General features: G+C 62.4%; 23 protein-coding genes. 10 read left to right on the forward strand and 13 right to left on the reverse strand.

Features of this window, described 5'->3' with window-relative positions:
* Nucleotides 1–108: 108 nt before the first annotated feature.
* Nucleotides 109–1143 carry an N-acetyl-gamma-glutamyl-phosphate reductase gene (gene argC / locus ACZ9A3_RS21160; RefSeq protein WP_213603112.1) on the reverse strand — a complete coding sequence of 345 codons (1035 nt, stop codon included), beginning with the start codon at nt 1141–1143 and terminating at the stop codon, nt 109–111.
* A 142-nt stretch (nt 1144–1285) separates the two neighbouring features.
* Here argC and hemJ point away from each other — a divergent pair, with 142 nt between their 5' ends.
* The 8 genes from hemJ (at nt 1286) to ACZ9A3_RS21200 (ending at nt 6636) form a co-directional block, all read left to right on the forward strand.
* Nucleotides 1286–1711 (forward strand): protoporphyrinogen oxidase HemJ, encoded by a 426-nt coding sequence (hemJ, locus tag ACZ9A3_RS21165; protein ID WP_045199341.1) that lies wholly within the window; start codon nt 1286–1288, stop codon nt 1709–1711.
* 33 nt (nt 1712–1744) lie between these two features.
* Entirely contained in the window at nt 1745–2701 is a 957-nt protein-coding gene (locus ACZ9A3_RS21170; RefSeq protein ID WP_093378996.1) for an NAD(P)H-dependent flavin oxidoreductase, read from the forward strand.
* 31 nt (nt 2702–2732) lie between these two features.
* The gene (locus ACZ9A3_RS21175; protein ID WP_052676537.1) at nt 2733–3191 is read left to right on the forward strand and encodes a DUF805 domain-containing protein; all 459 of its coding nucleotides are present in this window, start codon (nt 2733–2735) and stop codon (nt 3189–3191) included.
* A gap of 80 nt (nt 3192–3271) precedes the next feature.
* Complete coding sequence (locus ACZ9A3_RS21180) at nt 3272–4045, forward strand: SDR family NAD(P)-dependent oxidoreductase (RefSeq protein WP_045199338.1); 774 nt, start codon at nt 3272–3274, stop codon at nt 4043–4045.
* Between the two features lie 71 nt (nt 4046–4116).
* Nucleotides 4117–4455, forward strand: a complete 339-nt coding sequence (locus ACZ9A3_RS21185) for a histidine triad nucleotide-binding protein (protein ID WP_045199336.1) — start codon at nt 4117–4119, stop codon at nt 4453–4455.
* A gap of 65 nt (nt 4456–4520) precedes the next feature.
* Nucleotides 4521–5168 (forward strand): 2-polyprenyl-3-methyl-6-methoxy-1,4-benzoquinone monooxygenase, encoded by a 648-nt coding sequence (gene coq7, locus ACZ9A3_RS21190; protein ID WP_045199333.1) that lies wholly within the window; start codon nt 4521–4523, stop codon nt 5166–5168.
* Between the two features lie 8 nt (nt 5169–5176).
* Entirely contained in the window at nt 5177–6217 is a 1041-nt protein-coding gene (locus ACZ9A3_RS21195) for a DUF2157 domain-containing protein (protein WP_123565389.1), read from the forward strand.
* Nucleotides 6217–6636, forward strand: a complete 420-nt coding sequence (locus ACZ9A3_RS21200) for a hypothetical protein (RefSeq protein ID WP_052676536.1) — start codon at nt 6217–6219, stop codon at nt 6634–6636. Before ACZ9A3_RS21195 ends, ACZ9A3_RS21200 begins: the two co-directional genes overlap by 1 nt.
* 31 nt (nt 6637–6667) lie before the next feature.
* Here ACZ9A3_RS21200 and ACZ9A3_RS21205 read toward each other — a convergent pair whose 3' ends face one another.
* The gene (locus ACZ9A3_RS21205) at nt 6668–7090 is read right to left on the reverse strand and encodes an OsmC family protein (RefSeq protein ID WP_010221469.1); all 423 of its coding nucleotides are present in this window, start codon (nt 7088–7090) and stop codon (nt 6668–6670) included.
* Between the two features lie 192 nt (nt 7091–7282).
* On the opposite strand from ACZ9A3_RS21205, the gene crp reads away from it, so the two are divergent.
* Entirely contained in the window at nt 7283–7927 is a 645-nt protein-coding gene (gene crp / locus ACZ9A3_RS21210) for a cAMP-activated global transcriptional regulator CRP (protein ID WP_045199329.1), read from the forward strand.
* Here crp and ACZ9A3_RS21215 read toward each other — a convergent pair.
* Genes ACZ9A3_RS21215 through ACZ9A3_RS21230 form a run of 4 tightly spaced genes read right to left on the reverse strand, consistent with a single transcriptional unit; the run spans nt 7924 to nt 11167 of the window.
* Nucleotides 7924–8628 (reverse strand): lipoate--protein ligase family protein, encoded by a 705-nt coding sequence (locus tag ACZ9A3_RS21215; RefSeq protein WP_093378989.1) that lies wholly within the window; start codon nt 8626–8628, stop codon nt 7924–7926. The genes crp and ACZ9A3_RS21215 overlap by 4 nt on opposite strands.
* Before the next feature lie 53 nt (nt 8629–8681).
* The gene (trpC, locus tag ACZ9A3_RS21220) at nt 8682–9518 is read right to left on the reverse strand and encodes an indole-3-glycerol phosphate synthase TrpC (RefSeq protein WP_093378986.1); all 837 of its coding nucleotides are present in this window, start codon (nt 9516–9518) and stop codon (nt 8682–8684) included.
* Entirely contained in the window at nt 9515–10564 is a 1050-nt protein-coding gene (gene trpD, locus ACZ9A3_RS21225; RefSeq protein ID WP_045199323.1) for an anthranilate phosphoribosyltransferase, read from the reverse strand. The genes trpC and trpD overlap by 4 nt, the downstream gene beginning before the upstream one ends.
* Nucleotides 10565–10573: 9 nt before the next feature.
* On the reverse strand, nt 10574–11167 hold the full coding sequence (locus ACZ9A3_RS21230; protein WP_045199321.1) for an aminodeoxychorismate/anthranilate synthase component II: 594 nt from the start codon (nt 11165–11167) through the stop codon (nt 10574–10576).
* Between the two features lie 407 nt (nt 11168–11574).
* Between ACZ9A3_RS21230 and estP the strand changes: the two genes are divergently transcribed.
* Nucleotides 11575–13494, forward strand: coding sequence for an esterase EstP (gene estP, locus ACZ9A3_RS21235; protein WP_476253348.1), 1920 nt, complete (start codon nt 11575–11577; stop codon nt 13492–13494).
* Nucleotides 13495–13541: 47 nt separating this feature from the next.
* On the opposite strand, the gene trpE is transcribed toward estP, so the two are convergent.
* The 7 genes from trpE to ACZ9A3_RS21270 all read right to left on the reverse strand — a co-directional run bounded on the left by trpE (nt 13542) and on the right by ACZ9A3_RS21270 (nt 21062).
* Entirely contained in the window at nt 13542–15023 is a 1482-nt protein-coding gene (gene trpE / locus ACZ9A3_RS21240) for an anthranilate synthase component I (protein ID WP_401293770.1), read from the reverse strand.
* A 69-nt stretch (nt 15024–15092) separates the two neighbouring features.
* A complete protein-coding gene (locus ACZ9A3_RS21245; protein WP_045199315.1) occupies nt 15093–15911 on the reverse strand; it encodes a phosphoglycolate phosphatase in 819 nt (272 codons plus the stop codon).
* Nucleotides 15908–16582, reverse strand: a complete 675-nt coding sequence (gene rpe / locus ACZ9A3_RS21250; RefSeq protein ID WP_045199313.1) for a ribulose-phosphate 3-epimerase — start codon at nt 16580–16582, stop codon at nt 15908–15910. Before rpe ends, ACZ9A3_RS21245 begins: the two co-directional genes overlap by 4 nt.
* Nucleotides 16583–16714: 132 nt before the next feature.
* Nucleotides 16715–17542, reverse strand: a complete 828-nt coding sequence (locus ACZ9A3_RS21255; RefSeq protein WP_045199311.1) for an ABC transporter permease — start codon at nt 17540–17542, stop codon at nt 16715–16717.
* Nucleotides 17543–17553: 11 nt separating this feature from the next.
* Complete coding sequence (locus ACZ9A3_RS21260) at nt 17554–18801, reverse strand: ABC transporter permease (RefSeq protein ID WP_045199309.1); 1248 nt, start codon at nt 18799–18801, stop codon at nt 17554–17556.
* Nucleotides 18802–18865: 64 nt separating this feature from the next.
* A complete protein-coding gene (locus ACZ9A3_RS21265) occupies nt 18866–19897 on the reverse strand; it encodes an ABC transporter substrate-binding protein (RefSeq protein ID WP_093378974.1) in 1032 nt (343 codons plus the stop codon).
* A 40-nt stretch (nt 19898–19937) separates the two neighbouring features.
* Nucleotides 19938–21062, reverse strand: a complete 1125-nt coding sequence (locus ACZ9A3_RS21270) for an ABC transporter ATP-binding protein (RefSeq protein ID WP_038998451.1) — start codon at nt 21060–21062, stop codon at nt 19938–19940.
* Nucleotides 21063–21190 lie beyond the last annotated feature (128 nt).

Below are 21190 nucleotides of genomic sequence, written 5' to 3' on the forward strand. Positions count from 1 at the left end.
ATCCGCTTCTCCGAGAAAAGCGGTCAACAATACAAAAGCTGCAAGAGGTGCGCCGCAAGCTATAAGCGGATCGCATACACCTTTTACTTGCAGCTTGAAAGCTGGCGTTTACGGAAGCAGACCGGCGTGGGAAAGCCCCATGCGCTCGTCCAGGCCAAAGAGGATGTTGAGGTTCTGTACCGCCTGCCCCGACGCGCCCTTGACCAGGTTGTCGATCACCGACAACACCACCACCAGGTCGCCGCCTTGTGGACGGTGCACGGCAATTCGGCAGACGTTGGCACCGCGCACGCTGCGGGTTTCCGGATGGCTGCCGGCCGGCATTACGTCGACGAACGGTTCATCGGCGTAGCGTTTTTCGAATAGCGCCTGCAGATCGACCGAGGTATCGGCGACGGTTGCATACAGGGTCGAATGGATACCGCGGATCATCGGGGTCAGGTGCGGCACGAAGGTCAGTCCGACATCACCACCCGCCGCCCGGCGCAGGCCCTGGGTGATTTCCGGCAGGTGACGGTGCCCCTTGACCGCATAAGCCTTCATGCTTTCGCCCGCCTCACAGAACAGCGAGCCCACCGCCGCGCCACGGCCGGCGCCGCTGACCCCGGATTTGCAGTCGGCGATCAGCCGCGAGGCGTCGGCGATACCGGCTTCGAGCAGCGGCAGGAAGCCAAGCTGGGTAGCGGTTGGGTAGCAACCCGGTACGGCGATCAGGCGTGCCTGGCGAATTTGCTCGCGATTGACTTCAGGCAGACCGTAGACCGCGTCCTTGAGCAGCTCGGGCGCGCCGTGCGGCTGGCCGTACCACTTGGCCCACTCATCGGCGTCCTGCAGGCGGAAGTCGGCGGACAGGTCGATGACCTTGGTGCCCGCGGCCAGCAGCTCGCCGGCCAGGGCGTGGGCGACACCGTGCGGGGTGGCAAAGAACACTACGTCGCAGGCGGCCAGGGTCTTCACGTCCGGTACGCTGAAGGCCAGGCCGTCGTAGTGGCCACGCAGGTTCGGGTACATATCGGCAACCGCCAGACCAGCTTCGGAACGCGAGGTGATCACTGCCACCTCGGCCTGTGGATGCTGTGCCAACAGACGCAGCAGCTCGACCCCGGTGTAACCCGTGCCGCCAACGATACCGACCTTGACCATAACGCGTGCCCCTTATCAACGAACCATCAGGAAAGCCCACGATAATAGGGGCGCTGAAACACGCCCACAACTGTTGCGATGGCTCGCCGGGCCCCTTGCCTCTACTATCTGACCACCGTGAACCCTGAAGGAACTCAACCCCATGCTTTTTCTCTGGATCAAAGCGCTGCATATCGTCAGCGTGGTCTGCTGGTTTGCCGGCCTGTTCTACCTGCCGCGCCTGTTCGTCTATCACGCACAAAGCCAGGACAGCATCAGCCAGGAACGCTTCGTGATCATGGAGCGCAAGCTCTACCGCGGCATCATGCTGCCGGCGATGATCGCCAGCCTGGTCTTCGGCATCTGGCTGCTGAGCCTGACCCCGGGCTTCATGAGCCAGGGCTGGATGCACGCCAAGCTCACCCTGGTGGTGCTGCTGATCGGTTACCACCATATGTGCGGCGCACAGCTCAAGCGCTTCGCCCGCGGCGAAAACACCCGCAGCCACGTGTTCTACCGCTGGTTCAATGAAGTGCCGGTGCTGGTCCTGCTGGCCGTGGTAATTCTGGTGGTGGTCAAACCGTTCTAACCTAAACCCATACTCAGCCTCGGGAAACCTGCCATGTCATTGCCTGCCCTGCTCGAACAACGCTTGCGCCTGCCGGTGGTAGCGGCGCCGATGTTTCTGATCTCCAATCCGCAACTGGTACTGGCCTGTTGTGCCAACGGGGTGGTCGGCAGTTTCCCGGCCCTGAACCAGCGCGACAGCGCAGGCTTCAAGGCTTGGCTGGAAGAGATCGAAACGGGCCTGGCGGCCCTCGACAAACCTGCACCCTATGCCGTCAACCTGATCGTGCACCAGAGCAACCCGCGCCTGCAGGCAGACCTGGCGTTGTGCGTCGAGCACAAGGTGCCGATCGTCATCACCAGCCTCGGGGCGGTGAAGGAACTGGTCGATGCCGTGCACAGCTATGGCGGCCTGGTGTTCCATGACGTGACCACCCGCCGGCATGCCGAGAAAGCCGCCGAGGCCGGTGTCGACGGTCTGATTGCCGTAGCCGCGGGCGCCGGCGGCCACGCTGGCACCTGGAGCCCGTTCGCCCTGATCGCCGAGATTCGCCAGTTCTTCGACAAGACCTTGCTGCTGGCCGGTTGCATAAACCGTGGCCAGGAAATCCTCGCCGCGCAGTTGCTGGGCGCTGACCTCGCCTACCTGGGTACGCGCTTTATCGCCACCCACGAGAGCCAGGCGCCGGGGCCTTACAAAGAAATGATGCTTGAAGCCAAGGCAGCCGATATCATCCACACCGCTGCGGTTTCCGGGGTGCCTGCCAGCTTCATGCGCCAGAGCCTGGAAAACGCCGGTTTCGACATGGCCGCCCTGCGCAGCCACACCGAGACCAAGCTCAAACCCATCGACGACGAGGCCAAGGCCTGGAAGACCGTCTGGTCTGCCGGACAAGGTGTCGGTGCCATCGACCAGCTCTGCTCGGTCGAGCAACTGATTACCCGCCTGGATACCGAATACCGCCAGGCGCACGCCTCGGCCACAGCCCTTGGCCATCGCTGGCCGGGCTGACTCACGTTTTATCACGGCAAAGGAAGCCCGCATGTATGACACCCTGACTCTCGCCAACTCGAGCAAACCCAAGGTCATGAGCCTGGAAGGGCGAATTGGCCGCGTGCGCCTGCTGGCCTGGAGCCTGGTCTTGTTCGCTGCGACCATCGGCGGCATTTTCCTGGTGGCCTTGCTGTCCAGTTCAATGTCGCTGGACCTCGGCGGCCTGATGATGATCGGCCTGTTGTCGGCACGGATCCTGAGCATGCTGTTCATTGTCCAGCGCCTGCACGACCTGAACTGGAGCGGCTGGTTCTGCTGGCTGTCGATCCTTCCATGGGTCGGCAACTTCTTCATCCTGGTGCTGGTACTGATGCCCGGCACGCGTGGCAGCAACCGCTTCGGTGCGCCGCCAGTGCCCAACAACAACGCAGTGGTGATCCTGGCCTGGCTGTGGCTGGTCCTGGTTGCCGGGCTTGCATACGTCACCGTCACCCGCCCCGGCATCTAGACACGCCACGGGTAGCAGCACTCCGGGCCCGGCACCTGTAAACTGCGCACTTTGGCCACCCTTCCCGACTGGAGAACTGCATGACCCGTTACGCCATGATCACCGGTGCCTCCAGCGGCTTGGGCCTGGCACTGGCCGAGGCGCTGGCACGTCGGGGACGCAATTTGATCCTGGTGGCCCGACAGCGCGACCCGCTGGAAAGCATCGCCATCGAGCTGACCCAGCGGTTTGGCGTCGAAGTGCTGTTTCGTGCCTGCGACCTGGGCGAGCCGTTGCGGTTGTCGGGGTTCCTGCTGGAGCTGGAAGAAAGCGAGCGGCACATCGACTTGCTGGTCAACTGCGCCGGCATTCGCTCCTACGGGCACTTTCTGGCCCAGGAATGGAGCGATGAGCAGGACCTGATCGAGGTGAACATCCTCGCCCTGACCCGCCTCTGCCACGCCCTTGGCAATGCCATGGCGGTTCAGGGCGGCGGGCAGATACTCAACGTCGCTTCGCTTGCCGCCTTCGCGCCCGGCCCGTGGATGAGCAGCTACGCGGCAAGCAAAGCCTATGTGCTGCACTTTTCCGAAGGCCTGCGCGAAGAGCTCAAACGCACCGGCATCAAGGTTTCGGTGCTGTGCCCAGGCCCGGTGCGTTCGCCGTTGCGACGTATCCCGCGGCTGGAAAACGGCCAACGCAGCCTGAGCCCGGAAGAAGTCGCGCTGTATACCGTACGCGCCCTGGACAAGAACCGCGCATTGATCATCCCCGGCCGGCGCAACCGCTGGCTGGCCTTCAGCCCGCGCTGGCTATCGCGCTGGCTGGCACGCAAGCTGGCCGGTGCCATCAACCAGGCCTATTGCCCGCGCTAGTTGTACAGGGCTGGGCGCAAGCGTCTGGCCTGCGTACACTCAAGTCCGATCACCCTCATGGAGCAGCCGTAGTGGATACTCTGTTTACCAAGATCATCAACCGGGAAATCCCGGCCAAGATCATCTACGAGGACGACCAGGTTCTGGCCTTCCACGATATCGCCCCGCAGGCACCGGTACATTTTCTGGTCATCCCGAAAAAACCGATCCGCACCCTCAACGATCTGACCGAAGAAGACAAGGGCCTGGCCGGGCACATCCTGTTCACCGCCCAGCGGCTGGCCAAGGAACTGGGCTGCGAAGACGGCTTTCGCGTGGTCATGAACTGCAATGAGCTGGGTGGGCAGACCGTCTACCACATTCATATGCACGTGCTTGGCCAGCGTCAGATGCACTGGCCACCAGGCTGATCCAGGGCAAGCCCCGGCATCGCGATTGGGGTAAACTGTCGGGCACATTCTTGCGGAGGTGCCCGATGGCTACCGAACGTCACTATTCCCCGCTCGACCGCTTGTTGCTGCAGGCCGACACCGCCATGCGCACCTTGCTGCCCTTCAGCGGCCAGCCTTCCCGGCCGTCGCCGGCGATCATCCAGCCGGATGTCACCCTCGACGAAACCCAGACCCGCCATGTGGCCGGGCTCATGCGTATCAACCATACCGGTGAAGTCTGTGCCCAGGCGCTGTACCAGGGCCAGGCCCTGACCGCCAAGCTGCCCCAGGTTCGCAAGGCCATGGAACACGCCGCCGAAGAAGAAATCGACCACCTGGCCTGGTGCGAACAACGCATTCGCCAGCTCGGCAGCCACCCCAGCGTGCTCAACCCGCTGTTCTACGGTATGTCCTTCGGCATCGGCGCCCTCGCTGGCCTGGTCAGCGACAAGGTCAGCCTGGGTTTTGTCGCCGCCACCGAGCATCAGGTGTGCAAGCACCTGGACGAACACCTGGAGCAAATCCCGGCCGAGGATGAGAAATCCCGGGCGATTCTTGAGCAGATGCGCATCGACGAAGAGCAACATGCCGAATCGGCCCTGGATGCTGGCGGCTTCCGCTTCCCGGCACCGGTCAAGTTCGGCATGAGCCTGATGGCCAAGGTCATGACCAAAAGCACTTATCGTATCTAGGACCACCGATGACGGAACGCTTCGACGCCAAGGACCTGGCCCGCGCAGTCAGCGCCGGCGTTCTGAACCCGGGCCAGGATCAGGCCCTGCTTGAATTTCTCAAGCGCCAGCCGCAAACCCAGGCCAGTTTCCAGCTGGCCCACGTGGCGTTTTACTTCGGCGCCCTGCTGATCATGGCCGCCATGGGCTGGCTGCTCAGTGAAGCCTGGATGCGCGTCGGTGACAGCGCCCTGCTGCTGGTCTCACTGATTTATATCGGCGTACTGACCCTGGGCGCCTTGCTAATGCAACGCCGCGGCCAGGTCATCCCTGCTGGCGTACTTGCTGCGGTGGCGGTGAGCATCGTACCGCTGGCAGTGTTTGCGGCGGAGCGACTCAGCGGTTTCTGGCTACTGGACAACGCCCAGGGCAACTACCACAACTACTACACCTACGTGCAGGACGGTTGGCTGCTGATGGAGGCGGCGACGATACTGGCCGGCTTGTTGATGCTGCGCCTGATCCCGTTTCCGTTCATCGTCATGCCGATTGCCGTGGCCTTGTGGTTCATGTCCATGGACCTGAGCGAATGGTTCTATGGCGAGGCCTTCGACTGGAATCAGCGGCGTACGGTGTCACTGTGGTTTGGCCTGGCGACATTGCTGGTGTTCCTGGTGATCGACGGTCGCACCCGCCAGGACTATGCCTTCTGGGGCTATCTGGCCGGATTGCTGGCCTTCTGGCTCGGCTTGCCGCTGCTGGATACCGACAGTGAATGGGACAAAGCGCTTTATGGTCTGATCAACCTTGGCCTGATGGGCATAGCACTGTTGCTGCGCCGTCCGCTGTTCATGGTCTTTGGTGGCATGGGCGTGGCGATGTACCTGGGTTACCTGTCTTACGAGGTGTTTGCCGAGTCGCTGCTGTTCCCGGTGGTGCTGACCCTGATCGGGTTGGGCGTGATTGGCTTGGGGCTTTTCTATCAGAAGCACCGCGAGGCTTTGAGCAGCCGTTTGCAGGCGCGATTGCCGCAAGGCTTGCTGAAGCTGCTGCCGGGGTTGCGCCACTGATGATTCGGTTATTTTGCCTTCGCTTGCTGCAAAGCCTGGGGCTGGTGCTGGTGGCTTATCTGTTCGTGTGCCTGCTGACTGCCGGCATGAGCGGGGAACCCTTTAGCCTGAAACTGCCTGACATCTCCCAACCTGATGGCAACAGTGCCGTCGACCTGTGGGTGTTCTCACTGCCCGGGCAACTGCTGTTGCTGCTGGCCGGCTGCTTCATTCACAGGCAGCGCCTGCTTGCCTTGGCCTTTGTGCTATCGGCCGCGCTGACGGCCTGGCTGCAGTGCCTGATATTTGCCGACGCCTTTGGCAATACCTGGAGTAGCGCAGAAATCGTCGGTCTGCTCGTCTTCAACCTGCACTGGTTGGTGGTGGCGCTGGTTCCGGGGCTGGCCTGGCTGATCGGGCTGGAGCGCCTGCGCCGTTAGCCCGCCCCCACAGGAGCGGGCTTGCTGGTAATCAACCGAGCTCGACAATCTCGTAGCTGTGGGTGATCTCGACACCGGCCCGGCCGAGCATGATCGAGGCCGAGCAATACTTCTCTGCCGACAGCTCGACCGCACGCTTGACCTGGGCTTCTTTCAGGCCACGGCCCTTGACCACGAAATTCAGGTGGATTTTGGTGAATACCTTCGGGTCTTCGCTGGCGCGCTCGGCTTCAAGGAAAGCTTCGCAGCTCTCTACTGCCTGGCGGGATTTCTTCAGGATGCTGACCACATCGAAGTTGCTGCAGCCACCCAGGCCCAACAGCAGCATTTCCATGGGCCGTACACCCAGGTTGCGGCCACCGGCCTCGGGCGGGCCATCCATCACGACCACATGGCCACTGCCCGATTCGCCCAGAAACATGGCTTCACCTGCCCACTGGATACGCGCCTTCATTACCTGGACTCCCTTGATTGAAAAAAGACTGCCAGCTTAGACCCTGCGAGCCCGGCGGAAAAGCTCAAGCGCATGAGTAAATCTGCCGATAGAAGGACAAGTGTCTGATAAGCTGACGCCAAATCACTGGCGCTTATCGCCAGACTATCTATAAAAGAAATTGAAGCGTCGCCTCCTGACCGGGATCCAGCCATGGTTGCATCAGCCCTTCCAGCCAAGATCAAGAACATCGACAAGCTGCTGGTCCATTGCCAGCGCCGCCGCTATGCGGCCAAGAGCAACATCATCTGCGCCGGTGACAAGGCCGAAACCCTGTCCTTTATCGTCAAGGGCTCGGTGACCATCCTTATCGAGGATGACAACGGCCACGAAATGATCATCGCCTACCTCAACAGTGGCGACTTTTTCGGCGAGCTGGGGCTGTTTGAACCAGCCGGCCAGGAACACCAGCGCAGCGCCTGGGTGCGGGCCAAAAGCGAATGTGAAGTTGCAGAAATCAGCTACGAAAAATTCCGTGAACTGGCGCGTCACGACCCGGACATTCTCTATGCCCTGGGCAGCCAGATGGCCCAGCGCCTGCGCAACACCACGCGCAAGGTCGGCGACCTGGCCTTCTTCGACGTCACCGGCCGGGTAGCCCGCTGCCTGCTGGAATTGTGCAAGCAGCCAGACGCCATGACCCACCCCGACGGCATGCAGATCAAGATCACCCGCCAGGAAATCGGCCGCATCGTCGGTTGTTCGCGGGAGATGGTTGGCCGCGTCCTCAAGGATCTCGAAGAGCGCAGCCTGGTACACGTCAAGGGCAAGACCATGGTGGTCTTCGGTACCCGTTAATCGCGGGCGATGCCTTTGATCACTTCGGCATAGGCCTGGCCAAGGCGCTCGAGCAGTGGCGCCTCGGGTACCACCTCGTGCAAAGCGATGTGGCTGTCGGCCAGGCAGCGCTGCTCCAGCTCGCAGCATTCGTTGAAGCGGTTGACCGCCGCCACCATCGACTCGCGCTCGTTATCCAGCAGCAACGCACCATGAACCAACACCACCGGGCGCTTGCCACCCAGGCCCTGGCGCCAGCGCTGGGCAGTGCCGACCAGTTTGCGACCGTTAAGGTTGACGTTGTAGCGGCCATCACAGAACGCCCCTTCGATTTCCCCCACCGACGCCATCCCGCCCCATTCGCGCAGCACATCACACAGCGGCAGGCACAGACGCTCGTAGGCGTTTTCGATACGGCCGTGATCACCTTCGCTTTTCGGCGCGACGTAAACCAGGGCGATGTTGAGCACCGCCGGCGACTGCGGCACTGGCTCACCACCGGTTTCGCGCAGCAGCACCGGCCAACCGGCAATCGCAAGCTCGGCGCAGGCCGCCTCGAAGCCTTCGAGGCGGCTCATGCGCCGGGGCATGACCAGGGCATGATCGGTCGGTCGCCAGAACAACAGGCCATGATCCTTTTCGCCCTTGCATACCGCCGCCAGCAGTTCCTGTTCGGCGTGCAGCCCGGCCTCGACAGTGACATCAAGCACTTGATCAGTCATCGCATTAACCTTGTAGAGACAAAAAAGCCGGCATCGCCGGCTTCAGAGTTGAATCAGTCCAGGCCTTGCACCGGGTTCTGCACCACACGCTCCGGGAAGAACAGGCGCTGCAGCTCCAGCCCCGGGTGCTCGGCGCGCATGAACGCTTCGCCGACCAGGAAGGAGTAGACCTCGTTGATTTCCATCAGCTCGACGTCGGCGCGGTTGAGGATGCCGCTCTCGGTGATGGCCAGGCGATCACGGGGGATGCGCGGCAGCAGGTCGAGGGTGGTTTCCAGGCTGACTTCAAAGGTGTGCAGGTTGCGGTTGTTGACGCCCACCAGCGGCGTGTCGAGAGTCTTCAGCGCCCGCTCCAGCTCGTCGCCGTCGTGCACTTCGACCAGCACATCAAGGCCCACGCCTTTTGCCGTCGCGGCCAATTCGGCCATCTTCACATCATCCAGCGCGGCAACGATCAGCAGCACACAGTCGGCGCCCAAGGCCCGGGCTTCGACGATCTGATAAGGATCGATCATGAAGTCCTTGCGAATCACCGGCAGCTTGCACGCGGCGCGCGCCTGTTGCAGGTAGATGTCGCCGCCCTGGAAGTAATCGACGTCGGTCAGCACCGACAGGCAGGTCGCGCCGCCCTTCTCGTAGCTGACGGCAATGTCGGCCGGAATGAAGTTTTCGCGGATCACGCCCTTGCTTGGCGAGGCTTTCTTGATTTCGGCAATGACTGCAGGCTGCTTGCGCTTGGCCTGTTCGATAAGGGCCTTGGCAAAACCGCGTGGCGCATCGGCAGCGGCCGCCAGGCGTTCAAGCTCGGCAAGGCTGACACGGGCGCTGCGCTCGGCGACTTCCTCGACCTTGCGCGCCAGAATGTTTTCCAGAACCGTCGGCACACTCATCCTTCATTCTCCTGCTTGAATACCGCGGTAAAGGCACCGAGCTCTTCGAGTTTTTCCCGGGCAAGGCCAGTGTGCAATGCGTCGTGAGCCAGCTCCACGCCCTGCTTGAGGCTCATGGCGTGGTCGGCGGCGTACAGTGCGGCGCCGGCGTTGAGCACAATCATTTCCGCAGCCTTCTGGCCGTTCTCGGTCTTGCGCCGGCCCAGGGCATCGCGGATCAGCTCCAGCGACTTGGCCGGGCTCTCCACGGCCAGGCCATGCAGGCTCTGGCTTTTCATGCCGAGGTCTTCGGGCTCGACCCAGTACTCGCTGATCTGGTCGTTCTTGAGTTCAGCAACGAAGGTTGGCGCCGCCAGGCTGAATTCGTCCAGGCCATCTTTCGAATGCACCACCAGCACATGCTTGCTGCCCAGGCGTTGCAGCACTTCAGCCAGTGGGCGGCACAGTGCCTGGGTGAACACGCCGACGACCTGGTGCTTGACCCCGGCCGGATTCGTAAGCGGGCCGAGCATGTTGAACAGGGTACGCAAGCCCAGGTCACGACGCGGGCCAGCGGCGTATTTCATCGCCTTGTGGTGGGTCTGGGCAAACATGAAGCCAATGCCGACGCTATCGATGCAGCGTGCGACCTGAACCGGCGTCAGGTTCAGGTAGATGCCAGCGGCTTCCAGCAGGTCGGCGCTGCCACTCTTGCCCGAGACCGCACGGTTACCGTGCTTGGCCACGGTGCAACCGGCGGCGGCGACGACGAAGGCCGAAGCGGTGGATACGTTGAAGATGTTGGCGCCATCACCGCCAGTGCCGACCACGTCGACCACCTGGTCGAGGGTGTTGAGCTCGACCTTGTCGGCCAGCTCGCGCATCACCGACACGGCACCGACGATTTCATCGATGCTCTCGCTCTTCATGCGCATGCCCATCATGAAGGCGCCGATCTGCGCCTCGGTGCATTGGCCGGTCATGATTTCGCGCATGACGTCCCGCATTTCTTCGGTGCTCAGGTCCAGGTGGCCGACGATGCGGCTCAGCGCGCTCTTGATATCCATGTTCGATCCTTAACGGCGGCCGCCGGTCTGCTTGAGGAAGTTGGCGAACAGCTCGTGGCCCTGCTCGGTGAGGATCGATTCGGGGTGGAACTGCACCCCTTCGATGTTCAGCTCTTTATGGCGCAGGCCCATGATCTCGTCCACCGAGCCGTCTTCAAGGGCGGTCCAGGCGGTCAGTTCCAGGCAATCGGGCAGGGTTTCGCGCTTGACCACCAGCGAGTGGTAACGGGTGACGGTCAGCGGGTTGTTGAGGCCGGCAAACACGCCCTGGTCCTTGTGCAGCACCGGGCTGGTCTTGCCATGCATCACCTGGCGGGCGCGCACGACTTCACCGCCGAAGGCCTGGCCGATGGACTGGTGGCCCAGGCATACCCCGAGGATCGGCAGCTTGCCGGCAAAATGCTTGATGGCCTCCAGCGACACACCGGCTTCGGTCGGGGTGCAGGGGCCAGGGGAAACGACAATGCGCTCGGGGTTAAGGGCTTCGATCTGGGCGATGGTCAGTTCGTCATTGCGAATGACCTTGACCTCTGCACCCAGCTCGCCGAGGTATTGCACGACGTTGTAGGTAAAGGAGTCGTAGTTGTCGATCATCAGTAACATCTGGGTTCAACCTCTTGCATCTACTGACTTTGAATACATGCCTTTCGATGTGCCTGTGCTCGGTGCTACAGGTGCGAGCTTCCCGGTGCACACCAGCAAGCGCCGGTTACAGCAGGTAAAGCATTCAGAAAGGCAAAGCGGTACAGGGCCGGCTAACCGGCAAGAGATAAAGTCAGGCGCGCCAACGCCAACGGGCGTGGGCCTTGATAACGCGCATCAAGAGTTTGCTGACGATCAACACGGGGTAGGTCTCGTTCATACGTTCCCGCACAGTAGCCTACCGGCGCGGTCCACGCAATATGACGGTGGCATGCCGAAACGCTTTAGCGATGGAAGACGCGCGGAATGTTTTGCTAACGTCGTAAGGCGTCATCCGATAACAACAACGAAAAAGGATCTTTGCGATGTTGAACGCGCGCTCCCTGTTGCCTTGTGCATTCTCGCTGCTGGCCCTGGCCTGCTCCAGCGTCCATGCCGCCCCCTCCCCTTACTCAACTCTGATCGTCTTCGGCGACAGCCTTGCCGATGCCGGGCAGTTCCCCGACAGCAATGGCCCGGCGGGCTCCACCCAGCGCTTTACCAACCGGGTCGGGCCAACATATGCCAACGGCGAAGCCTTCGGCGCGGTTTCGCCCATGCTGCTCGGTGCCCAGCTGGGTGTTGCTGCGGCCGACCTGGGCGCTTCGACCTCGCCAGTCAATGCCGCGCTGGGTCGCCCGGACGGCAACAACTGGGCAGTGGGTGGTTACCGTACCGACCAGATTCTCGACTCGATCACTGGTACTTCCGACGTGATCATTCCACCAGGCAACCCCGGCGCCGGCACCGTGCTGCGCGAACGCCCGGGCTATCTGGCCGGTGGTCTGCGCGCCGACCCCAACGCGCTTTACTACCTGACCGGTGGCGGCAACGACTTCCTCCAGGGCCAGATCACCAGCCCGGCAACCGCCGCAGCTGCCGCCAATCGCCTGGCCGCCAGCGCCCAAGCCCTGCAACAGGGTGGCGCGCAGTACATCATGGTCTGGCTGCTGCCCGACCTGGGCCTGACTCCGGCCATCAACGGCACGCCGATGCAGGGCCCGGCTTCGCAGTTGAGCAGTATCTTCAACCAGCAACTGGTCGGCCAGCTGAGCCAGATTGATGCACAGGTTATTCCGCTCAATGTGCCGTTGCTGCTCCAGGAAGCCCTGGCTGCTCCGACGCAGTTCGGCCTGGCCAGCGGGCAGAACCTGGTCGGTACCTGTTTCAGCGGTAATGGCTGTGTGCAGAACGCAACCTACGGCATCAACGGTGCCACGCCCGACCCGAGCAAGCTGCTGTTCAACGATTCGGTCCACCCCACCAGTGCTGGGCAGGAGCTGATTGCCGACTACGCGTTTTCGATTCTTTCCGCCCCTTGGGAGCTGACGCTGTTACCAGAAATGGCCCACGCCAGCCTGCGCGCGCATCAAGATGAACTGCGCAACCAGTGGCAAGGCAGCTGGCAGCCGGTTGGCCAATGGCAGGCCATCGTAGCCGCCGGGGGGCAGAACCTGGATATCGACAGCCAGCGCAGCTCGGCCAGCGCCGACGGCCATGGCTATAACCTGACCCTGGGCGGCAGCTATCGTCTGGACGAGGCCTGGCGTATTGGCGTGGCCACAGGCGTTTACCAGCAGAAGCTCGAAGCCGGCGAGCAAGACTCCGACTACAAGCTCGACAGCTACCTGGCAACCGCTTTCGTGCAGTTCCAGCAGAACCAGTGGTGGGCCGATGCCGCCCTGACCGGCGGGCACCTGGACTACAGCGACTTGAAGCGCACCTTCGCCCTGGGGGTAAATGATCGCAGCGAGAAAGGTGATACCGACGGTGAGCTGTGGGCCTTCGCCGCTCGCCTGGGTTATGACCTGGCAGCGCCCGGCAGCCAGTGGAGCCTGTCGCCTTTTGTCAGCGCCGACTATGCACGGGTGAAAGTCGATGGCTATTCGGAGAAAGGCAGCCGCGCCACTGCCCTGAGCTTTGACGATCAGGACCGCGAATCACGACGCCTGGGCCTGGGCTTGCAGGGCAAGTACCAGGCCGGGCCCAGCACCTTGCTGTTCGCCGAAGTCGCTCACGAGCACGAGTTCGAGGACGACCAGCAGGACCTGACCCTCCACCTCAACAGCCTGCCGGGCAACGACTTCACCCTGACCGGCTACACCCCGCAGAGCAATCTGAACCGGGCGACCCTGGGTTTGAGCCAGAGCCTGGCACCGGGCCTGGCCCTGCGCGGCAGCTACAACTGGCGCAAGAGCGACGAACTGACCCAGCAGGGGATCAACCTGGCATTAAGCCTGGAGTTCTAGGGAGGGGGAAAACGGCGCCTGCTACCAACAGGCGCCGTGGATCAGGCTCAGCTACGTGGCGTCTGCTCGGCCAGCGCCACCGCACGGAACATCGCCCGGCGCTTGTTGATGGTTTCTTCCCACTCAAGCGCTGGCACCGAGTCGGCAACAATGCCGCCACCGGCCTGCACGTGCAGCTCGCCGTCCTTGATCACCGCGGTACGGATGGCAATTGCGGTATCCATGTTGCCGTTCCAGGCAAAATACCCCACCGCACCACCGTAGACGCCGCGTTTGACCGGCTCCAGCTCATCAATGATTTCCATGGCGCGGATTTTCGGCGCGCCGGACAAGGTGCCCGCCGGCAGGATGGCACGCAGGGCATCCATGGCGCTCAAGCCCTGCTTCAGCTCGCCGGTGACGTTGGACACAATGTGCATGACGTTGGAATAACGCTCGATCACCATCTTCTCGGTGACTTTGACCGAGCCGGTTTCCGACACCCGGCCGGCGTCGTTGCGGCCCAGATCGATGAGCATCAGGTGCTCGGCGATTTCCTTGTCGTCAGACAGCAAGTCTTCTTCCAGCGCGTGATCAGCCTCTTCGGTGGCGCCGCGTGGGCGGGTACCGGCGATCGGGCGCACGGTGACCAGGTTGTCTTCGACCCGCACCAGCACTTCCGGCGAGCTGCCCACTACGTGGAAGTCGCCGAAGTTGAAGAAGTACATGTATGGCGTCGGGTTGAAGCAGCGCAACGCCCGGTACAGGTCGATCGGCGCGGCCTTGAAGTCGATGGACATACGCTGCGATGGCACCACCTGCATGCAGTCGCCAGCGAGGATGTATTCCTTGATGGTATCGACCGCACGTTCGTAGTCGCTCTGGGTAAAGCTTGAGCGGAACTCAGGTTCTGCCGGCAGCGGCCCACCCAGATCGAGGCCGCGACGCGGGGCGATAGGCTGGCGCAGTTGCTCAAGCAGGCCTTCGAGCCGGGCCAGGCCGTTTTCGTAAGCGTCTTGTTCAGCCGGATCGGCGAGGACAATGGCGTGCATCTTGCCGGCCAGGTTGTCGAACACTACCACGGCATCGGAGACCATCAGCAAGATGTCCGGCACGCCCAGCGGATCAGGGTTCGGGCACTTGCCCAGGCGCCGCTCGACATAACGCACGCAGTCATAACCGAAGTAGCCGACCAGGCCGCCGTTGAAGCGCGGCAGGCCGGCGATGGTCGGCACCTGGTAGCGCTCCTTGAAAGCTTCGACGAAGGCCAGCGGATCTTCCACTTCGTGCTGCTCGACCAGTTCACCGTCATGGGTGATCCGCACCTGGTGATCGTGCACACGCAACACGGTGCGGCACGGCAGGCCGATGATCGAGTAACGCCCCCACTTCTCGCCGCCCTGCACCGATTCGAGCAGGTAGGAGTTGGCGTGGTCAGCCAGTTTCAGGTAGATCGACAGCGGCGTGTCGAAGTCGGCCAGGGTCTCGCAGGCCAGGGGAATGCGGTTGTAGCCGGCAGCGGCCAGGCGCAGGAATTCTTCGCGGGTCATGATAGCCTCGTGGCAAGCAGCAGATGGGTCAGGCAGGCAAGCAGGCCGGCGCGGGCCGGCGGATAGCAGTCAGGCGCGCCAACGCCAGCGGGCCAGGGCCTTGATGACTTTCATCCAGAGTTTGCCGATAACCGCCACGATGGAATCTCGATCTGAGGGGGATTGAACGTCCGCCAACGTTATCCCAGTGGCCGGATCTAAGCAACCAGGCAACAGCGCGCGCAGGTCGTCGATGACCAGGCACGGCGCCTCTTCGCTGATCGGCCGGCCATGGTTGTAGCCATAGGTCAGGCCAACGCATTTGACCCCGGCAGCCTTGGCCGCCAGCACGTCGCTGCGCGAGTCGCCAACGAACAGCGCCTGCTCGGGCTCGACGCTGGCCATTTTCATCACGAACAGCAAGGCAGCCGGATCGGGCTTTTTCTGCGGCAGGGTGTCGCCGCCGATGATCCAGCGGAAATAACGGCCGATTTTCATCTGGTCAAGCAAAGGTGCAACGAAGCGCTCGGGCTTGTTGGTGATCAGAGCCATTTCCACGCCCTGCTTGTGCAACCACTTGAGGGTGTCGCGCACGCCGGGGTAGACCACCGTCAGCTCATGGCTTTCGGCGTAGGCCTGCATGAACAGCTCCAGGCCCCGTTCGGCTTCGTCGTCATCCACTGCGCCATGCTCGATGCCACCGGCCAGCGCGCGGCGCACCAGCACCGGCGCACCATTGCCGACCCAGTGGCGTACCGCCTCAAGGCCAGCGGGCGGGCGGCCCATTGCGAGCAGCATGTTATCCACCGCCGCTGCCAGGTCCGGTACCGAATCGATCAGGGTACCGTCCAGATCAAACATCACCAGTTTGGGCAGGGCGCCGGGGAACAGCTGCTCGAAGCCACTCATGGGCGGGCCAGGGCCAGTTCGGCGTGCATCTTGGCAATCACCTCACGGTAGTCCGGGGTGTTGAAGATCGCCGAACCGGCGACGAAGGTGTCGGCGCCAGCAGCAGCGATTTCACGGATGTTGCCGACGTTGACGCCACCGTCGATTTCCAGGCGGATATCACGGCCGCTGGCGTCGATCAGCGCGCGGGCTTCGCGCAGCTTGTCGAGGGTGCCGGGGATGAATTTCTGGCCACCAAAGCCTGGGTTGACGCTCATCAACAGGATCATGTCGACCTTGTCCATCACGTACTTGAGGGTGTCTAACGGAGTCGCCGGGTTGAATACCAGGCCGGCCTTGCAACCGCCGTCGCGAATCAACTGTAGCGAACGATCGATGTGCAGGGTGGCTTCCGGATGGAAGGTAATGTAGCTGGCGCCGGCTTCGATGAAGTCACCGATAATGCGGTCGACCGGGCTGACCATCAAATGCACGTCGATCGGTGCAGTGATGCCGTACTTGCGCAGGGCGGTGCAGACCATCGGGCCGATGGTCAGGTTGGGCACGTAATGGTTGTCCATTACATCGAAGTGAACGATGTCGGCACCCGCGGCCAGGACATTGTCGACTTCCTCGCCGAGGCGGGCGAAGTCGGCAGAAAGAATCGAGGGGGCAATAGCGTAGGGCTGCATGGCGCACCTGTAGGCAGAATCACAGTGGCGCGCATTGTACCTCAGGCAAACGCTCAGGGGCTGACCGGTATCAAGGCGGTCGACGGGTGCTCATCGCGGGGCCAGTCGACTCGACTCGCCCCGCGAACGATCTCAACCCGGCTGCTGGGTACGCAGCTTCTCGCTGCGCCCACGCAACCACTCCAGGGTCAGCAACAGCACCACCGAGAAGGCAATCAGCAAGGTTGCAGCGGCGGCGATGGTCGGGCTGAGGTTCTCGCGAATGCCGCTGAACATCTGCCGTGGCAGGGTCGCCTGCTCGGGGCCGGCAAGGAACAGGGTGACCACCACTTCGTCAAAAGACGTGGCAAAAGCGAACAGCGCCCCGGAGATCACCCCCGGCGCAATCAGCGGCAGGGTAACCCGCCGGAAGGTGGTCAGCGGCGAGGCGCCCAGGCTGGCGGCGGCACGCACCAGGTTATGGTTGAAGCCCTGCAGGGTCGCCGAAACGGTGATGATGACGAACGGCACGCCCAACACCGCATGCACCAGGATCAGCGAGATAAAGCTGTTGCCCATACCCAGCGGGGCAAAGAACAGGTAGCTGGCCACACCGATGATCACCACCGGCACCACCATGGGCGAAATCACCAGGGCCATGATCAGCGACTTGCCGGGGAAATCACCGCGGGTCAGGCCGATCGAAGCCAGGGTGCCGAAGATCATCGCCAGCACCGTGGCCGCCGGGGCGACGATGATGCTGTTCTTCAGCGCGCGCATCCACTCGGCGGAGGCGAAGAAGTCGTGGTACCACTGCAGCGAAAAGCCCTGCAGCGGGTAGACCAGGAAGCTGCCGGAGTTGAACGACAGCGGAATGATCACCAGCACCGGCAACACCAGGAACAACAGGATCAGCCCGCAAAGGATGCGCAAGCTGTAGAACCAGACCCGCTCGACGGGCGACATGTAGGGGCTCAGCATGACAACGCTCCTCAGCTCAGGCGCAGGCGGCTGGCGCCGACCAGCCAGCTATAGATCAGGTAAAGCAGCACGGTGGCCAGCAACAGCAGGCCGCCCAGCGCGGTCGCCATGCCCCAGTTGATGCTGGTGTTGGTGTAGAAGGCCACGAAGTAGCTGACCATCTGGTCGTTGGGGCTGCCGAGCAGCGCCGGGGTGATGTAGTAGCCGATGGCGAGGATGAACACCAACAGGCAGCCCGCGCCTACGCCGGCGTAGGTTTGCGGGAAGTACACGCGCCAGAAGCTGGCGAACGGATGACAGCCCAGGGATATCGCCGCACGCATGTAGGTGGGCGAAATGCCCTTCATCACGCTGTAGATCGGCAGGATCATGAACGGCAGCAGGATGTGCACCATGGAGATGTACACCCCGGTGCGGTTGAACACCAGTTCCAGCGGTTTGTCGATGATGCCCATGGCCATCAGCGCGCTGTTGATCAGCCCGCCCGATTGCAGCAGCACGATCCAGGCCGCAACCCGCACCAGGATCGAGGTCCAGAACGGCAGCAGCACCAGAATCATCAGCAGGTTGCTCTGCCGGGTCGGCAGGTTGGCCAGCAGGTAGGCCAGCGGATAGGCCAGCACCAGGCAGATGGCGGTTATGACGAAGCCCATCCACAGGGTACGGGTGAAGATGTCCAGATAAATGGCCTGGTCCGGGGTGGCCTTGGCCAGCTCGCCGAGGTCATCGATACGATGGTCCAGGGCCGCCAGCAGGTAGAACGGGGTGACGCTACTGGTGTTACGGCGGATCGCCTGCCAGTAGGCCGGATCGCCCCAGCGCTCGTCCAGTTCCTGCAGGGCTTCTTTATAGGAAGCCGGCTCGGTCTTGAACGGCAACGCCCGCGCGGTCTTGGCCAGCAGGCTGCGATAGCCGGCCAGCTCCATGTTCAGACGCTTGGAGGTATCGCCCAGGGTCTGGTTCTTGCGTGCTTGCGCGAGGTCTTCGCTTAGCGCCTTATATACCGCCTCCCCTGGCAGGCCCTTGCCGTCCCACTCGGCCACAGCCGTCACAGTCAGCGGCAAGCCGCCGACCACTTCCGGGTTGCCCACGCTCTTGTACAACAGCGCGGCAATCGGCACGAGGAACACCAGCAGCAGAAACAGCGCCAGCGGTGCGATCAGCGCTTGCGCCTTCCAGCGGTTGACCCGCTCGGCACGCTTGAGACGCTGCTTGAGGTTGGAACCGGCGCCTTCATTCAGGGGCACTGCGATGGCCATAGCGAACTCCGAAATCTTGAGAACAAGGAGCGCCGGCGGCAAGCCGGCGCCCCATCAGCAGCCCTTACTTGGCAGCCCAGGCGTTGAAGCGTTGCTCCAGCTGCTCGCTGTTGTCGGCCCAGAACGCCACGTCGATCTGCACCTGGTTGGCGATGTTTTCCGGGGTGGTCGGCATGTCTTTCTTGATCTCGTCGGACAGCAGCGCGACGGCCTTGGAGTTGGCCGGGCCGTAGGCGATGTTCTCGGAGTAGGTCTTCTGCTGTTCAGGCTGGACCGAATAGGCGATGAATTTCTTTGCCTCTTCAACATCCTTGGCGCCTTTGGGGATGGCCCAGGCGTCGAAGTCGTAGATACCGCCGTTCCATACGACTTTCAGGTTGCTCTCTTTTTGCACCGCGGCAATCCGGCCGTTGTAGGCCGAGCTCATGACCACGTCACCCGAGGCCAGGTACTGCGGCGGCTGGGCACCGGCTTCCCACCACTGGATGCTCGGCTTGAGCTCGTCGAGTTTCTTGAAGGCGCGGTCCTGGCCTTCTTTGGTGCCAAGCACCTTGTAGACGTCCTTGGGCGCAACGCCGTCGGCCATCAGGGCAAACTCCAGGGTGTACTTGGCGCCTTTGCGCAGGCCGCGCTTGCCCGGGAACTGCTTGGTGTCCCAGAAGTCGGCCCAGCTGGTCGGCGCGGTCTTCAGTTTGTCGGCGTTGTAGGCCATGACTGTGGACCAGACGAAGAAGCCGACACCGCACGGCTGGATAGCGCCCTTCACATAGTCGCTTTCGTTGCCGAACAGTGCAGGATCGAGCTCTTCGAACATGCCTTCATCACACCCACGGGCCAGCTCCGGCGACTCGACTTCCACCAGGTTCCACGACACGCTCTTGGTGTCGACCATGGCTTTGACCTTGGCCATTTCACCGTTGTACTCGCCAGCGACGATCTTGCCCTTGCCCGCCTTCTCCCATGGCTCGTAGAACGCCTTGACCTGGGCCGCCTTGTTGGCGCCGCCGAAGGAAATCACGGTCAGGTCGGCCGCCATGGCCTGGCTTGCCGCAAACAGGCCCAGGGTCAGGGCGGTCAACTTCAAGTGCTTGAGCATTATTATTCTCTCCACAGAACAGGGTTGGTGAAGCAAACCTTCAATTGGCTTCCAGCAGAGGATCGAGCGCGCGGGCGTGCTCCACCTGCCAGCCAAGCGGTACCACATCGCCCACGGCCAGGGCCGGGTCGAGTTCGGCAATCGGCTGCTTCACGAAGAAATCGGCCTTGCCGCAGACTTCCAGGCGTACCCGCACGTGGTCGCCCAGGTAGATGAATTCGGCCACGCGCCCGGAGAAACGGTTGACGCAGCTTTCGCTGTGGCCGTTGAGGCGCACGCGCTCGGGGCGGATCGACAGGGTTACCGGCTCGCCGGCCTGGCCGACATTGACCGCCAGCGCCTCGACCTTCTCGCCGCGCGGCAGCAATACCTGGCAACGTTCGCCGTCGTGGCTGAGCAGGCGGCCATTGATGCGGTTGTTTTCACCGATGAAGTTGGCGACAAAGGTGTTCTTTGGCTCTTCATACAGGGTGCGCGGGTCGGCGATCTGCTGGATCTCGCCCTGGTGGAATACCGCGACGCGGTCGGACATGGTCAGCGCTTCGCCCTGGTCGTGGGTCACGTAGACCACAGTGACGCCCAGGCGCTGGTGCAGGTGCTTGATCTCCATCTGCATGTGTTCGCGCAGTTGCTTGTCCAGAGCGCCCAGCGGTTCATCCATCAGTACCAGCTGCGGCTCGAACACCAGCGCCCGGGCCAAAGCCACCCGTTGCTGCTGGCCACCGGAAAGCTGGCCGGGGTAACGCTGGGCGAAAGCGTCGAGCTGGACCATGTTGAGCACGCGCTTGACCCGTTCGCTGATGTCGGTCTTGCTCAGGTTGCGCACGCTCAAAGGGAAGGCCAGGTTCTCGGCAACGGTCATGTGCGGAAACAGCGCGTAGTTCTGGAACACCATGCCGATGTCGCGCTTGTGCGGCGGCACGTTGTTAATGGAACGGCCAGCCAGCTGGATCTCGCCTGCAGTCGGCGTTTCGAAGCCGGCGAGCATCATCAGGCTGGTGGTTTTGCCGGAACCGGACGGGCCGAGCAAGGTGAGAAACTCACCCTTGCGGATATCCAGGTTGAGGTCTTTGACGATCAGCGATTCGCCGTCGTAGCTCTTCTGCACACCACGGAAGCTGACCAGCACTTCGCCGGTTGCAGCGCTCGAATTCACCTCACTCATACCCGCACCTTTTTGTTGGATGACTGCTGTATCCAAAGCCTAGTGAAGGCGGCAAGCGGCGCAAATCGGCGGTGGAGAGAGATTGATATCAGCAGGATGGAAGGCTTGGGGTAGGGATTGCCCTACAA

The sequence above is a fragment of the Pseudomonas sp. TE4620 genome (assembly GCF_056279045.1).

What these genes read in the sequence shown, in the direction of transcription:
- ACZ9A3_RS21195 (WP_123565389.1), top strand. Translation starts at nt 5,177, where the DNA reads ATGACGGAACGCTTCGACGCCAAGGACCTGGCCCGCGCAGTCAGCGCC.
- hemJ (WP_045199341.1), top strand. Translation starts at nt 1,286, where the DNA reads ATGCTTTTTCTCTGGATCAAAGCGCTGCATATCGTCAGCGTGGTCTGC.
- ACZ9A3_RS21180 (WP_045199338.1), top strand. Translation starts at nt 3,272, where the DNA reads ATGACCCGTTACGCCATGATCACCGGTGCCTCCAGCGGCTTGGGCCTG.
- ACZ9A3_RS21175 (WP_052676537.1), top strand. Translation starts at nt 2,733, where the DNA reads ATGTATGACACCCTGACTCTCGCCAACTCGAGCAAACCCAAGGTCATG.
- ACZ9A3_RS21255 (WP_045199311.1), bottom strand. Translation starts at nt 17,542, where the DNA reads ATGCTGAGCCCCTACATGTCGCCCGTCGAGCGGGTCTGGTTCTACAGC.
- trpE (WP_401293770.1), bottom strand. Translation starts at nt 15,023, where the DNA reads ATGACCCGCGAAGAATTCCTGCGCCTGGCCGCTGCCGGCTACAACCGC.
- ACZ9A3_RS21260 (WP_045199309.1), bottom strand. Translation starts at nt 18,801, where the DNA reads ATGGCCATCGCAGTGCCCCTGAATGAAGGCGCCGGTTCCAACCTCAAG.
- crp (WP_045199329.1), top strand. Translation starts at nt 7,283, where the DNA reads ATGGTTGCATCAGCCCTTCCAGCCAAGATCAAGAACATCGACAAGCTG.
- trpD (WP_045199323.1), bottom strand. Translation starts at nt 10,564, where the DNA reads ATGGATATCAAGAGCGCGCTGAGCCGCATCGTCGGCCACCTGGACCTG.
- ACZ9A3_RS21270 (WP_038998451.1), bottom strand. Translation starts at nt 21,062, where the DNA reads ATGAGTGAGGTGAATTCGAGCGCTGCAACCGGCGAAGTGCTGGTCAGC.
- rpe (WP_045199313.1), bottom strand. Translation starts at nt 16,582, where the DNA reads ATGCAGCCCTACGCTATTGCCCCCTCGATTCTTTCTGCCGACTTCGCC.
- ACZ9A3_RS21205 (WP_010221469.1), bottom strand. Translation starts at nt 7,090, where the DNA reads ATGAAGGCGCGTATCCAGTGGGCAGGTGAAGCCATGTTTCTGGGCGAA.
- ACZ9A3_RS21265 (WP_093378974.1), bottom strand. Translation starts at nt 19,897, where the DNA reads ATGCTCAAGCACTTGAAGTTGACCGCCCTGACCCTGGGCCTGTTTGCG.
- coq7 (WP_045199333.1), top strand. Translation starts at nt 4,521, where the DNA reads ATGGCTACCGAACGTCACTATTCCCCGCTCGACCGCTTGTTGCTGCAG.
- ACZ9A3_RS21215 (WP_093378989.1), bottom strand. Translation starts at nt 8,628, where the DNA reads ATGACTGATCAAGTGCTTGATGTCACTGTCGAGGCCGGGCTGCACGCC.
- ACZ9A3_RS21170 (WP_093378996.1), top strand. Translation starts at nt 1,745, where the DNA reads ATGTCATTGCCTGCCCTGCTCGAACAACGCTTGCGCCTGCCGGTGGTA.
- ACZ9A3_RS21230 (WP_045199321.1), bottom strand. Translation starts at nt 11,167, where the DNA reads ATGTTACTGATGATCGACAACTACGACTCCTTTACCTACAACGTCGTG.
- ACZ9A3_RS21200 (WP_052676536.1), top strand. Translation starts at nt 6,217, where the DNA reads ATGATTCGGTTATTTTGCCTTCGCTTGCTGCAAAGCCTGGGGCTGGTG.
- argC (WP_213603112.1), bottom strand. Translation starts at nt 1,143, where the DNA reads ATGGTCAAGGTCGGTATCGTTGGCGGCACGGGTTACACCGGGGTCGAG.
- ACZ9A3_RS21245 (WP_045199315.1), bottom strand. Translation starts at nt 15,911, where the DNA reads ATGAGTGGCTTCGAGCAGCTGTTCCCCGGCGCCCTGCCCAAACTGGTG.
- trpC (WP_093378986.1), bottom strand. Translation starts at nt 9,518, where the DNA reads ATGAGTGTGCCGACGGTTCTGGAAAACATTCTGGCGCGCAAGGTCGAG.